This window comes from Mycobacterium sp. 852002-51057_SCH5723018 (genome assembly GCF_001667035.1).
In the GTDB taxonomy this organism is placed as follows: domain Bacteria; phylum Actinomycetota; class Actinomycetes; order Mycobacteriales; family Mycobacteriaceae; genus Mycobacterium.
The window spans coordinates 20,530-34,955 of sequence record NZ_LZIR01000070.1 but is presented as its reverse complement, the minus strand read 5'-3'; the positions used below and the strand labels follow the sequence as shown (position 1 = coordinate 34,955).

Below are 14,426 nucleotides of genomic sequence, written 5' to 3'. Positions count from 1 at the left end.
AATGCAGTCGACGTTGACGAATGAGCCATCTCACGCTGGTGCAGCGGCGCTCTCCTCCTTGGGCGCCAGCTTCGAAAACAGGTGATCCGCCAACCCCCGGACGGTCGTGATGTCCGCTGAGGTAATGCGTACCCCCGTTTGAGCCTCGATATGGGTGCGTAATTCGAGATTGCCCAAAGAGTCCAGGCCGTACTCGGAAAGCGGGTGGTCCACATCGATGTTGCGGCGCAGGATGAGCCCGATCTGCTCGGAGAGCAGCCGCCGCAGCCGGGTGGGCCATTCGTCGAGCGGGAGCTCGGACAGCTCGGCCCTCAGCTTGCTCGAGCCGGAGCGCTTTTCGCCCGCCGACTTGAACATCTCGAGGAACTTGCTGCGTTCCGCGAACGACGCGATCCACGGAGTCCCGATGAGCGGGCTGTAGCCGCTGTATGCGCGGCTGTGGCGCAGCAGCTCCTCGAACGCGTAGGCGCCCTCGTCGGGGGTGATGGCGGCGCCGCTGCCTTCGGCGAAGTCGGCGCCGCGGCCGATCTCGCCCCAGGCGCCCCAGGCGATGGCGGTGGCCGGCAGGCCCTGGGCGCGTCGCCAGTGGGTGAAGGCATCCAGCCAACTGTTGGCGGCGGCGTAGGCGCCCTGACCCGGTGAGCCGAGCAGCGCTGCGGCCGAGGAGAACGCGCAGAACCAGTCCAGGGGCTGCTCGGCGGTGGCCTGGTGAAGGTTCCACGCGCCGTAGACCTTGGGTGCCCAGTCGCGGTCGATGAGCTCATCGGTGATGTTGGTCAGCGTGGCGTCTTCGACCACCGCGGCCGCGTGCAGCACCCCGCGCAACGGCAGCCCGGTCGCGGTGGCGGTGGCGACCAGCCGTGCGGCCGTCTCGGAAGCGGCGATGTCGCCACACTCGACCACCACGTCTGAGCCGATGGAGCGGACCAGTTCGATCGTCTCGAGCGCCTTGAGCGTGGGCTGAGAGCGCGAGGTGAGCACGATGCGGCCCGCGCCGGCCGCGGCCATCTTCTCGGCGAGGAACAGGCCCAGCCCGCCCAGACCACCGGTGATGATGTAGGAGCCGTCCTTGCGGAAGACCGGCGCCTGCTCCGGCGGCAGCACCACGCTGCTGCGCCCGGCCTGCGGGATGTCGAGGATGAGCTTGCCGGTGTGTTCGGCGGCGCTCATCACGCGAATCGCGGTGGCGGCCTCGGCCAGCGGGTAGTGCGTGGCTTCGGGCATCGGCAGTGCGCCCTCGGCGGTCAACCGGTAGACCGTGGCCAGGATCTGGCTGACGTGGGTCGGGTGGCTGACCGACATCAGGCCCAGGTCCACGCCCCAGAACGCCAGGTTGCGGCGGAACGGGAAGAGGCCCAGCTTGGTGTCGCCGTAGATGTCGCGCTTGCCGATCTCGACGAACCGCCCACCCAGCGCCAGCAGCTTGAGCCCGGCCAACTGCGCCGCGCCCGTCACCGAGTTGAGCACGATGTCGACGCCGTAGCCGCCCGTGTCGGCGCGGATCTGGTCGGCGAAGTCGACGGTGCGCGAGTCGTACACGTGCTCGATGCCCTGGTCGCGCAGCATCTGGCGGCGCCCCTCGCTGCCGGCGGTGGCGAAGATCTCGGCGCCGGCCGCCCGGGCGATCGCGATTGCCGCCTGGCCCACGCCGCCGGTGCCGGAGTGGATCAGCACCTTGTCCCCGACCTTGATGCGGGCCAGGTCGGTCAGCCCGTACCAGGCGGTGGCGTGCGCGGTGGTCACCGCGGCCGCCTGGGCGTCGGTCAACCCGTCGGGCAGCTTGGTGGCCAGGCGCGCGTCGCAGGTGACGAACGTGGCCCAGCAGCCGTTCGGGGACATGCCGCCGACGTGGTCACCGACCTGGTGGGTGGTGACGTCGGGTCCGACGGCGGAGACCACACCGGCGAAATCGGTGCCCAGCGCCGGCAGGATCCCATCCAGGCTCTGGTAGCGGCCGAACGCGTTCAGCACGTCGGCGAAGTTGATGCTCGACGCGGTGACCGCGACCTCGATCTGTCCGGGGCCCGGCGGCACCCGGTCGAACGCGGCGAACTCCATCGTCTGCAAATCGCCCGGCGTGCGGATCTGCATGCGCATGCCGTCGTTGTCGTGGGACGCGATGGTGGTCTGCCGCTCCTCGGGCCGCAGCGGCGAGGGGCACAACCGCGCGGTGTACCACTCGTCGTTGCGCCAGGCGGTCTCATCTTCACCGGGCGCCACGAGCAGCAACTGGCGCACCACCTGCTCCGCGCTCGTCTGCTCGTCGACGTCGATGTGGGTGGTGTGCAGGTGCGGGTGCTCGGCGCCGATCACCCGCAACAGGCCGCGCAGCCCGCCCTGATCCAGGTTGGGCACGTCCTCCGACAGCACCTTCTGCGCGCTGCGAGTCACCACATACAGCCGGGGCGACTCGCCCTGGATGTCGGGCAGCTCGCGGGCGATGCGCACGAGGTGGTGGATGTAGTCGCCGCCTCGGACCGCGCTTTCGTCGTCCGGGTTGCCGTTCTTCGGCTCGGTGACCACAACAACGCCGGTGAACCCGCCCTTTTCGATATCGCCGCGCAGCCGCTCGGCGATGGCCGGGTGGTCGGCGTCCTGCGGCCAGGACAGGGTGGTGCATTCCGCGTCGTGCAGCTTCATCGCGTCGGTGAACGCCGCTGCGACAAGGTCGGCCGCGTCGGAGGTGCTGACCAGCAGCCACGCTCCGGATTCGGTGGTCGCCACCTCGGGCAGCTGGCGCTGCTGCCATTCCACGGTCAGCAACCGTTCGGCCATCACGCGGGCGCGCTCGCCGGTCGCCGAGACGCCGGTGCCCATCTGCAGCCCGCGCACGGTCAGCAGGACGGTGCCGTGCTTGTCCAGGATGTCCAGGTCGGCGTCGACGGATCCGCCGGTCGCCGCGGTCACCCGCGAGTAGCAGTAGCGGGCCGTGTGGACCGGGCCGTAGACCCGCAGCTCACGCACGCCCAGCGGCAGCAGCAGGCCGCCCAGGCTGGCGTTGACGACGCTGGGGTGAGCGGCGACCGACTGGAAGCAGGCGTCCAGCAGTGCCGGGTGCACGCCGTAACTGGTCTGCTGCGTGCGGATCACGCTGGGCAGGCCGATCTCGGCCAGCACCGTCGTGCCGGTCCCGTCGGCGGTGTGCGCGGTGGCCAGGCCGGTGAACGCCGGGCCGTACTGGATGCCGCACAGGTCCATGGCGTCGCGAAGGTCGGCGCCCTCGAGGCTGCTCTGGTGCGCGGCCAGTAGGGCGTCGATGTCCTGCGGGGCCGGGCGGTTCTCGTCCTCGACCGAGTGCAACACCGCGGACGCGCGGCGGGCTGACACCCCGTCCTCGTTGGTTTCCACCGCGAACGTCAGGGCGCCGGGCACCTCAGCGGTTGCGGTGAGGCTGATCTGGGTTTCCTCATCGAGCATCAGCATCTGCTCGAAGCGCACATCGCGCACGGCCGATGCCTCGCCGAAGACCGTTCCGGCCGCGGCCAGCGCCATCTCGCAGTAGGCCGCACCCGGCAGGGTGGGGGTGCCGTGGACCTGGTGGTCGGCCAGCCACGGCAGGGTCGCGGTGCCGATCTCGGCCTGCCACACGTGACGCTCGGGCTCCTCGGGCAGGCGCACGTGCTGGCCCATCAGCGGGTGCACCGCGACGCTGGAACGCAGCGCGCGGGAGCTGTGGCCGTCGCGGCTCAGCAGCAGGGTGCGGTGCGTCCAGGCCGGCAGGGGAGCGTCGACCAGGTGCCCACCGGGGTAGAGCACCGAGAAGTCGATTGCGGCGCCGGTGCCGAACAGGTCTCCCAGCAGGCCGCGCAGGCCGTGCGGCAGCGGCTGTTCGCGCCGCATCGCCGCGAGAGCCGCCACGGTCATGTCCAGGCTGCGGGCGGTCTGGTCGACGGCGTGGGTGAGCAGCGGGTGCGGGGACAGCTCGGCGAAGACCCGGAAGCCGTCTTCGAGGGCGGCCTGCACCGCGGCCGAGAACCGCACCGTGTGGCGCAGGTTGTCGATCCAGTAGTTGGCGTCGCAGTAGGGCTCCTCGCGCGGGTCGAACGAGGTGGCCGAGTAGTAGGGCACCTCCGGCGTCAAGGGCTCGATCTCAGCCAGCACGTCGTACAGCTCGTCGAGGATCGGGTCGACCTGCGGCGAGTGCGAGGCCACGTCGACGGCCACCTCGCGGGCCATCACCTCGCGCTGCTCCCAGACCGCCACCAGCTCGCGGACCGTCTCGGTGGCGCCGCCGATCACGGTGGACTGCGGGGAGGCCACCACCGCCACCACGGCGTCGTTGACGCCGCGGGCCATCAGCTCGGAAAGCACTTGCTGGGCGGGCAGTTCCACCGACGCCATCGCGCCGGCACCGGCGATCGTGGTCATCAGTCGCGAGCGGCGGCAGATGACCTTCGCCCCGTCCTCGAGCGAAAGCGCGCCGGCGACGACGGCCGCCGCCGACTCACCCATCGAGTGGCCGATGACCGCGCCGGGCTGCACTCCGTAGGACTTCATGGTGGCCGCCAGGGCGACCTGCATGGCGAAGATCGTCGGCTGCACCCGGTCGATGCCGGTCACCTTCTCCGGCGCGGTCAGCGCCTCGGTCACCGAGAAGCCGGACTCGGCGGCGATCAGCGGCTCGATCTCGGCGATCCTCGCCGCGAAGGCCGGCTCGTTCGCCAGCAGGTCGACGCCCATCGCGGCCCACTGCGAGCCCTGCCCGGAGAACACCCAGACCGGACCGCGCTCCTCCTGACCCACCACTTCCTGGTAGAGCGCGTCACCGTCGGCGACCTCGCGCAGCGCCGCCAGCAGCTCGTCGTTGTCGCTGGCCAGCACGGCGGACCGCACCGACCGATGTCCACGCCGGCGGGCGAGGGTGTAGGCCACGTCCGGCGTGGCCAGCTCTGCCTTGTGTGCCTCGACCCAGTCGGCGAGGCGGCCAGCGGTTTCCCGCAGCCCGTCGACCGACGACGACGACAGCGGGAACAGCAGCGTGCCGTCGCGGCTCGGCCTGGTCGCCGCGCCGTTGCGGGACAGCGGCTCGGGCGCCTGCTCGACGATGGCGTGCACGTTGGTGCCCGAAATGCCGTACGCCGACACCGCCGCGCGTCGCGGTTGCGCGCCGCTCAGCGGCCACGGCGTGAGCTCCTGCGGCACAAACAGTCCGGTGTCGATCCGGGCCATCTCGTCGGGCAGGGCTTCGAAGTGCAGGTTCTTGGGGACCACACCGTGCTGGACGGACAGGACCGCCTTCATCATGCCGAGCGCACCTGCGGCCGCCTGGGTGTGCCCGAAGTTGGTCTTCGAGGCTCCGAGCACGCAGGGATTGTCGATGCCGTATACCTCGGCGGTGCTCGCGTATTCGATGGGGTCACCGACCGGCGTTCCCGTGCCGTGCGCCTCGACCATGCCGACGGTGCCGGCGTCCACGCCCGCCGCGGCGAGCGCCGCGCGGTACACCGCGGCCTGCGCCTCGCCCGAGGGCATCGCGATGTTCATGGTGTGGCCGTCCTGGTTGGCGGCCGTACCGCGGATGACGCCCAGGATCCGGTCACCGTCGCGCTGCGCGTCGGCCAGGCGCTTGAGGAGCAGCACCACGCAACCCTCGCCGGAGACGAAGCCGTCGGCCTTGACGTCGAAGGCGTGGCAGTGCCCGGTGCCCGAGAGCATGCCGCCGGCCGACGCCGAGGCGGACCTGCGGGGCTCCATCATGACGTTGACGCCGCCCGCGAACGCGAGCTTGCTCTCTCCGTCGTTCAGGCTGCGGCACGCCTGGTGAATCGCGAACAGGCCGGAAGAGCAGGCGGTGTCGATGGTGACGGCGGGCCCATGCAGCCCGAGCGCGTACGCGACCCGGCCGGAGGCCATGCAAGAGATGGTGCCGGGGTTGCCGTAGGGGCCGTCGAAGGCGTCGGTGGCGGCGTGGACGAATTGGTAGTCGCCATAGTTCAATCCGATGAAAACGCCGGTTTCGTCGGCAATGGTGTCCTTGGTGAGGCCGGCGTGTTCCATGGCCTCCCACGAGGTTTCCATCAGCAATCGGTGCTGAGGGTCCATCGCAGTGGCTTCTTTTTCGGTGATGCCGAAGAACTCGGGGTCGAAGTCGCCGACGCTGTTCAGGAACGATCCCCACTTGCACACCGACCGGCCAGGCACACCCGGCTCGGGGTCGTAGTAGTAGTCGACGTCCCAACGCTCGGCGGGAATCTCCTTGACAAAGTCCTCCCCGCGCAGCAACGCTTCCCAAAAGAGGTCAGGGGAGTCGATTCCCCCCGGCAGCCGGCACGCCATCCCAATGACGGCAACCGGAGTAACGCCTGCCTTATCCACTGTCCTTCACCTCTCCTTGCCTATCCACAAGTTCCTATCACTGCCGCACGCTCTTATCAGGGCTTCGAGAAATATCGCCGAATTTTTTTGTGCGAGCTGGCAACTCCGCAGCAACGCACCATCAACCCACCGACCCCCGCTATCGAAGCTCGCCGTAAGAACCTGGCGCGATCAGCAGCGTAGCGGCTTTGCTCTACAGCCGTGGAAAAATCGTGCGAACGTACAAAAATTTAACAAGCCCCCCTTCTGACCTCGGGCGGGCCAGCAAGGAAATCACATACCTTTCGGACGGTACCGCGGCATTGCGCTGGTGTTGTAGTAGCTCCTAAGGCGCTGTCCACCAACGGTGTCGGGGTTTCCGGAACCTGTATCTGCAGTAGACTTCAGGCGTTGTCAACCGTCACGACATCGGGACGCCACCAAGTGGCCCGATCCGGGCAAGGGCTGGTCAAATGCAATTAGACGCGCCCATACGCAGCATCGGTGATGCGCAATCACGATATGGTAAACGTTGTCGCGAAAGCACGCAGGCGAATCGCTGAAATCATAAAGATTGCAAGTTAAGTTCGCGGGAAGTGCCGTACCGGATCCTGGCGGGTGTCGGGCCGCGCGGCGGTGGGGGCCGGGGCTTCCCGCTTCGAGGCGATCGTCCCGGCACCTCCGGCCGGCCGATTTGAATTCATCTTGCGGTTACCTGGCGGCCGGAGTCGTAACCGCCTTGGCGACAACGGGTTTCACGCACGCGCATACCGGCTTGGCGGCCAGCCGGCGGCTTAGGCATTGGCGCGGTGGGCTTTTCGCACGAACCGGGTGCGCGTGGCTCGAAGATCCCGGGCGATCGCTGGCTACCATGGCCGATGACCGCCGAGGTGTCCCGCAAGTACACGGAGTGCGCATGCCATGACGACAGCCCGGGTACCAAAACTGCCGCTCGACGAGGCCAAAGCCGCCGCCGACGAAGCCGCCGTGCCCGACTACATGGCCGAGCTCAGCATCTTCCAGGTGTTGCTGAACCACCCGCCACTGGCGCGCGCGATCAACGACCTGTTGGCCACCATGTTGTGGCACGGTTCCCTCGACCCGCGGTTGCGCGAGCTGGTCATCATGCGGATCGGCTGGGTCACGGCGTGCGACTACGAGTGGACGCAGCACTGGCGGGTGGCGTCGAGGCTGGGCGTGAGCGACGACGACCTGGTGGCCGTGCGCGATTGGCGCGGACATGAAGGGTTCGGTCCGGTCGAGCGGGCGGTGCTGGCGGCGACCGACGACGTGCTGCGCGACGGCGCGGTGAGCGCCGAGAGCTGGGCGGCTTGTGAACGCGAATTGCACGGCGACACAATGGTTCTCATCGAGCTGGTGGCCGCGATCGGCGCCTGGCGAATGGTCGCGTCGATCCTGCAGAGCCTCGGTGTCCCGTTGGAGGAGGGCGTGTCCAGCTGGCCGCCGGACGGCCGGTCACCCGCCATCGATTGACATATCAATCGATGGCTTCCTAGCGTCGGTAAATGCGAACCAGAGTTGCCGAACTGCTCGGCGTCGAGTTCCCGATCTGCGCCTTCAGCCACTGCCGCGATGTGGTGGCGGCGGTGACCAACGCGGGCGGCTTCGGGATCCTGGGCGCCGTCGCGCACAGTCCCGAGCGACTGCGGAACGAATTGGCCTGGATCGAGGAGCAGACCGGCGGCAAGCCCTATGGCGTGGACCTGCTGTTGCCGCCGAAGTACGTCGGCGCCGAGAAGGGCGGAATCGACGCCAAGCAGGCCCGGGAGCTGCTGCCCGAGGAGCACCGCGCGTTCGTCGACGACATCATGGCCCGCTATGGCGTCCCCGCGCGCACCGACGAGCCGCGCACCTCATCCGGCGGCCTCAACATCTCGCCGAAGGGATACGAGCCGCTGCTTGACGTGGCCTTCGACCACAACATCCGGCTGATCGCCAGCGCCCTGGGCCCGCCGCCGGCCGACCTGGTCGAGCGCGCCCACGGCCGCGACGTGCTGGTGGCCGCGCTCGCCGGCACCACGCAACACGCGCGCCGGCACGCGGCCGCCGGTGTCGACCTGATCGTCGCGCAGGGCACCGAGGCCGGCGGCCACACGGGCGAGGTGGCGACGATGGTGCTGGTGCCCGAGGTGGTGGACGCGGTCGCGCCCGTCCCGGTGCTGGCCGCCGGCGGCATCGCCCGCGGGCGCCAGGTCGCGGCGGCCCTGGCGTTGGGGGCGGAGGGCGTGTGGTGCGGGTCGGTGTGGCTGACCACCGAGGAGGCGGAAACGACGCCGGTGGTCAGGGACAAGTTTTTGGCCGCCAGCTCCTCGGACACGGTGCGGTCGCGGTCGCTGACCGGTAAACCCGCGCGGATGCTGCGCACCGCGTGGACCGACGAGTGGGCCCGGCCCGACAGTCCCGATCCGCTCGGCATGCCGCTGCAGACCGCGCTGGTAACCGAGTCCCAGGTGCGCATCAACCGGGCCGCCGGTCAGCCGGATTCCCAGGCCCGCGAGCTGGCGACCTACTTCGTCGGGCAGGTGGTGGGCTCCCTGGACCGGGTCCGGCCGGTGCGGGCGGTGGTGCTCGACATGGTCGAGGAGTTCATCGACACCATCGGGCGGCTGGACGGCCTGGTCGAGATGTGACCGCTGACCTGGCTGGAAGCTGTGGATGTACGTAATAACCGCATAAAGATCCGGCCGCCCGGGCCGGGTCACATTGACCGCGTCGTACCGGTCGTGCATTATCGGCACGGTATGCACCTCGTTAGGTGAGGCGTCTACACGAATACAGGCCACTGACCCCGAACGTCGAAAGACGCCCCGGGTCAGGACAGCTCCTCCCGGCTTAAGGGTTGAGCCCAGGTGGCTTCCGGAACACCGGACACGTCGTGTGGTGCCAAAGCTCTGACGAGAGGGGTGCAAGTTTCCGGCGGTCGCCGGTTTCTGTACTCCTTTTGGTGCGCGCAGATGGCGCGGGCAGCCGCACGCGTCGTGGCCGTTGAGGAGGTGAGGGACAAATGAGTTCCAGCGATAGTCCGGACCGAAGTCCGAACTCCGTTTCGTCCCGATCCGGTCTCCGGCACGACGCTCTCCGCTGAGTCGTCGAAACGCTAATCGGCTTATCGCCCAAGCGTTCTCAGGACCGGAACCACCACGGGACGGGACACGTCAGTCCATTCAGTGCTCGTTTGGGATTCCCCGCCTAGGAGGCGATCATGACCGCAGTTGTGTACGACGAAGTGGTAACCGTAGCGCCCGCCCGCAAGCTGGCGGTGGTGCGCGATGCCGACACGATTCAGGCGCCGGCGCCCAAGAAGGCGACGCGTCAGCCTGAGCGCCCGACCATCGTCATCAGCGACCCGCTGGTGGATGGCGCCGCTCGCTTCTTGACCATCGGCATGCGTCATGTGTACGCGGCGCTGTGGCGGGTTGGCGTGCTCGAGGTCCAGGCCTAGTGGTGAAGTTTGATGGATAGCGAGCGATCAGGGCTCCAAGGAGCTACCCGGCCGCAGGTGTTCCCTGAGGCCAGGTAGCTCCTTGGGCCGCGCCATTCCGTAGAATTCACACATCGGCGTCGATCCGGCCATCACCGGGGAGCCTTCGGAAGAACAGCCTGCCCGGCTCAGTAGAACCGAACGGTTGGGCCCGTCACAGCCTGCAACGAGCGGCCGCGCGGCAGCGCGGCAAGCGGGGTGGTACCGCGGCGCTCGCGCACGAAGCGCGTCGTCGTCCCCGGCCTGAGCATGATGGCCACAGGAGATGACGCAGATCGTGACGGATAACGCCGAAGTCAAGGGCTACCCCAAGCCGGCCGGCGGGGCGCCCGACTTCCCGGCGCTCGAGCTCGAGGTCCTCGACTACTGGGCCCGCGACGACACGTTTCGGGCCAGCATTGCCCGCCGCGACGGCGCGCCGGAGTACGTGTTCTATGACGGCCCGCCGTTCGCCAACGGCCTGCCGCACTACGGGCACCTGCTCACCGGCTACGTCAAGGACCTCGTTCCGCGCTATCGCACCATGCGCGGCTACAAGGTGGAGCGCCGGTTCGGGTGGGACACCCACGGGCTGCCCGCCGAACTGGAAGTGGAGCGCCAGCTCGGCATCACCGACAAGTCGCAGATCGACGCCATGGGGATCGCCGCGTTCAATGAGGCCTGCCGCGAATCGGTGTTGCGCTACACCGACGAGTGGCAGGCGTACGTGACCCGCCAGGCCCGCTGGGTCGACTTCGACAACGACTACAAGACGCTGGATCCCAGCTACATGGAGTCGGTGGTCTGGGCGTTCAAACAGCTGTGGGACAAGGGCCTGGCCTACGAGGGCTACCGGGTGTTGCCGTACTGCTGGCGCGACGAGACCCCGCTTTCCAACCACGAATTGCGGATGGACGACGACGTCTACCAGAGCCGCCAGGACCCCGCGATCACGGTGGGGTTCAAGGTGGTCGGCGGTGATTTGGACGGCGCCCACCTGCTGGTGTGGACGACCACGCCGTGGACCCTGCCATCGAACCTGGCTGTGGCCGTCAACCCCGAGGTGACCTACGTGCAGGTCCGGGTGGGGGAGCGTCGGTTCGTGCTGGCCGAGGCGCGGCTGGCCGCCTACGCCCGCGAGTTGGGTCTCGAAAAAGGTGAAGAACCGGAGGTGCTCGGCGCCTATCGCGGCGCCGACCTGCTGGGCACGCGCTACCTGCCGCCTTTCCCGTATTTCATGGAGACCGCCAAGGCTTTTCGGGTGCTTCCAGGTGACTTCGTTACCACCGAGGACGGCACCGGGATCGTGCACATGGCGCCGGCCTACGGCGAGGACGACATGGTGGTCTGCGAGGCGGCCGACATCGCGCCGGTCACCCCCGTCGACGCCAGGGGCCGGTTCGACGCGACCGTCCCCGATTACCAGGGGCAGCACGTTTTTGACGCCAACGCGCAGATCATCCGCGACCTGAAGAACGGCAGCGGCCCGGCGGCGGCCAACGGCGCGGTGCTGGTCCGCCACGAAACCTACGAGCACCCCTACCCGCACTGCTGGCGGTGCCGCAACCCGCTGATCTATCGGGCCGTGTCGTCGTGGTTCGTCGCCGTCACCGAATTCCGGGACCGCATGGTCGAACTCAACCAGCAGATCACCTGGTACCCCGAACACGTCAAGGACGGGCAGTTCGGCAAGTGGCTGCAGGGCGCCCGCGACTGGTCGATCTCGCGAAACCGATACTGGGGCACGCCGATTCCGGTCTGGAAGTCCGACGACCCGGCCTACCCGCGAATCGACGTGTACGGCAGCCTCGACGAGCTGGAGCGCGACTTCGGGGCGCGGCCCACGAACCTGCACCGGCCCTTCATCGACGAGCTCACCCGGCCCAACCCCGACGACCCCACCGGTCGCAGCACGATGCGGCGCATCCCCGACGTGTTGGACGTGTGGTTCGACTCGGGCTCGATGCCGTATGCCCAGGTGCACTACCCGTTCGAAAACGCCGATTGGTTCGACAGTCATTACCCGGGCGACTTCATCGTCGAATACATCGGCCAGACCCGCGGCTGGTTCTACACCCTGCACGTGCTGGCCACCGCGCTGTTTGACCGTCCGGCGTTCAAAACCTGTGTGGCACACGGGATTGTGCTGGGCTCCGACGGCCAGAAGATGAGCAAGTCGCTGCGCAACTATCCCGACGTTTCCGAGGTGTTCGACCGCGACGGCTCCGATGCCATGCGATGGTTTTTGATGGCCTCCCCGATCCTGCGTGGCGGCAACCTGATCGTCACCGAGCAGGGGATTCGCGAAGGCGCGCGGCAGGTGCTGCTGCCGCTGTGGAATGCCTATAGCTTTCTGGCGCTCTACGCGCCGAAAGTCGGCAATTGGCGCAGCGATTCGGCGCACGTGCTGGATCGCTACATCCTGGCCAAACTGGCGGTGCTGACCGACGACCTGACCGCGTCGATGGAGGTCTGCGACATCTCCGGGGCGTGCGAGCAGCTGCGCCAGTTCACCGAGGCCTTGACGAACTGGTATGTGCGACGGTCGCGTTCGCGGTTCTGGGAGGAAGACGCCGACGCCATCGACACCCTGCACACGGTGCTGGAGGTGACGGCTCGGCTGGCCGCGCCGCTGCTGCCGTCGGTCACCGAGATCATCTGGCGCGGTCTGACCGGAGGGCGGTCGGTGCACCTGACCGACTGGCCGCAGGCCGGTGCCGTGCCGGCGGATCCCGATCTGGTCGCCACGATGGATCAGGTCCGCGAGGTGTGCTCGGCCGCGTCGTCGCTGCGCAAAGCCAAGAAGCTGCGGGTGCGGCTGCCGCTGCCGAAACTGACTGTGGCGGTGGAAAATCCGCGGCGGCTGGAGCCGTTCGTCGACCTGATCGCCGACGAGCTCAACGTCAAGCGCGTCGAGCTGACCGACGCCATCGACAGCTATGGCCGGTTCGAGCTCACCGTCAACGCGCGGGTGGCCGGGCCGCGGCTGGGCAAGGATGTGCAGGCCGCCATCAAGGCGGTCAAGGCCGGCGAGGGCGTCGTCAACCCGGACGGCACCCTGACCGCGGGTCCGGCGGTGCTGCAGCCCGAGGAGTACAGCTCGCGCCTGGTGGCCGCCGACCCGGAGTACACCGCGGCGCTGCCCGACGGAACCGGACTGGTCGTATTGGACGGCACGGTGACCCCGGAGCTGGAGGCCGAGGGTTGGGCCAAGGACCGGATCCGCGAGCTGCAGGAGCTGCGCAAGTCGACTGGGCTGGACGTCTCCGATCGCATCAGCGTGGTGATGTCGGTGCCGGCCGAGCGGGTCGATTGGGCGCGCACCCATCGGGACCTCATCGCCGGGGAGATCCTGGCGACCAGCTTCGAGTTCGGCGAGCCTGGCGATGGCTCAGAGATCGGCGACGGCGTGCGGGTGGGCATCGCGAAGGTGTAGTGCTCGCGGGGGTTGTCAGCGGCCCGGAAAAAAGTTTCCAGAAAAGTGTCCGACCCATGGCAGGTGGCTGCTCTTACCTGTGACGGCGGTCCACCCGGGGCCGCACCACACTTAAGGAACACGCCATGAGCATCATCGAAGACTTCCAGTCGGCCACCTTCGCCGCGATCCCGCACGACGACCTGACGGTCGCCGCCGCCCCGCACGACGACCTGACGGTTGCCGCCGCCCAGCGCGATGACCTGACGGTTGCCGCCGCCCAGCGCGACCACCTGACGGCTGCCGCCCCCCCGCACGAGGACCTCACGGTCGCCGAGGCGTGGGCGTCGAGCCCGCTGGGCGATCCGACGTTCGAAGACGGATTCCTGTCGGGGCCCGCGGAATTTGAGGAGGAGCTGCCGGCGGAGGCCCCCGCGAAGCGGCGCTTGACGGGAACGAATGTCCTGGTGGGCGGTGCCGTGATTGCGGCGATCGGGATCGCGTCGGGCCTCGGTCTGATGTTGATAAATGACACCGGGTCGAGCCAGCGCAACCAACCGGCCGTCATCGTCCCGAACTCCAGCGTCGGTTCGGTGGCGCCCCAGCCTGCCGGCGCGGTTGCGCCGCAGTCGGTGGCGCCGGCGCCACCCGCGCCGGCTATCGTTCCCGATGCCGGCCAGGTTTCGAGCGGACCCGCAAACGGTGGGGATGTCCCGTTGGTGACCGCTCCCGCGCAGCTGCCGGCGCCGGTCGTCATAGCACCCCCGGCCGCTCCCGCTCCGCCGGCCGACCCGGCTCCGCCGGCCGACCCGGGCACCCCGCCGGCCGGACCTTCCGTGACCGTCAACCTCCCGCCGGTGTTCGTGCCGGTGCCGGTGCCGGTGCCGACGCATGACGGCGACGACCATCAGGGCGGTCAGCAGAACGGTGGCGGTCAGCAGAATGGCGGCGGTCAGCAGAATGGCGGCGGTCAGCAGAATGGCGGCGGTCAGCAGAATGGCGGCGGTCAGCCGAACGGTGGCGGCCACGGGCCGGTTCAGTGCCTTGCCTGCCACCAGCCGGTCCAGCAGCAGCCGGTCCACCCCCAGCCGATCCAGCAGCAGCCGATCCAGCAGCAGCCGATTCACCCGCAGCAACCCGTGCACCCCCAGCCGGTGCAGCAGCAACCCGTTCAGCAGCATCACTGAGACGGCGCGGCACACCGTGAGGCCGGACGATAAGTCCGGCCTCACGCGT

At 68.6% G+C, this 14,426-nt stretch carries 6 protein-coding genes and 1 riboswitch; of the genes, 5 read left to right on the top strand and 1 reads right to left on the bottom strand.

What is annotated here, in order from left to right:
- Positions 1-30: 30 nt before the first annotated feature.
- On the bottom strand, positions 31-6,315 hold the full coding sequence (gene pks2, locus A5764_RS13275; protein WP_067113964.1) for a type I polyketide synthase: 6,285 nt from the start codon (positions 6,313-6,315) through the stop codon (positions 31-33).
- 900 nt (positions 6,316-7,215) lie between these two features.
- Here pks2 and A5764_RS13270 point away from each other — a divergent pair.
- The 5 genes from A5764_RS13270 to A5764_RS28290 all read left to right on the top strand — a co-directional run bounded on the left by A5764_RS13270 (position 7,216) and on the right by A5764_RS28290 (position 14,377).
- Complete coding sequence (locus tag A5764_RS13270) at positions 7,216-7,788, top strand: carboxymuconolactone decarboxylase family protein (protein WP_067113963.1); 573 nt, start codon at positions 7,216-7,218, stop codon at positions 7,786-7,788.
- Positions 7,789-7,820: 32 nt separating this feature from the next.
- Positions 7,821-8,945: a nitronate monooxygenase family protein gene (locus tag A5764_RS13265; protein ID WP_067113962.1), complete on the top strand. Its 1,125-nt coding sequence runs from the start codon at positions 7,821-7,823 to the stop codon at positions 8,943-8,945.
- Between the two features lie 110 nt (positions 8,946-9,055).
- Positions 9,056-9,225, top strand: a riboswitch (M-box (ykoK) riboswitch).
- Positions 9,226-9,517: 292 nt separating this feature from the next.
- Positions 9,518-9,757 carry an Rv1535 family protein gene (locus A5764_RS13260; protein WP_067113961.1) on the top strand — a complete coding sequence of 80 codons (240 nt, stop codon included), beginning with the start codon at positions 9,518-9,520 and terminating at the stop codon, positions 9,755-9,757.
- Positions 9,758-10,073: 316 nt separating this feature from the next.
- Positions 10,074-13,211, top strand: coding sequence for an isoleucine--tRNA ligase (ileS, locus tag A5764_RS13255; protein ID WP_067114219.1), 3,138 nt, complete (start codon positions 10,074-10,076; stop codon positions 13,209-13,211).
- A 125-nt stretch (positions 13,212-13,336) separates the two neighbouring features.
- Positions 13,337-14,377, top strand: coding sequence for a hypothetical protein (locus A5764_RS28290; protein ID WP_067113960.1), 1,041 nt, complete (start codon positions 13,337-13,339; stop codon positions 14,375-14,377).
- Positions 14,378-14,426 lie beyond the last annotated feature (49 nt).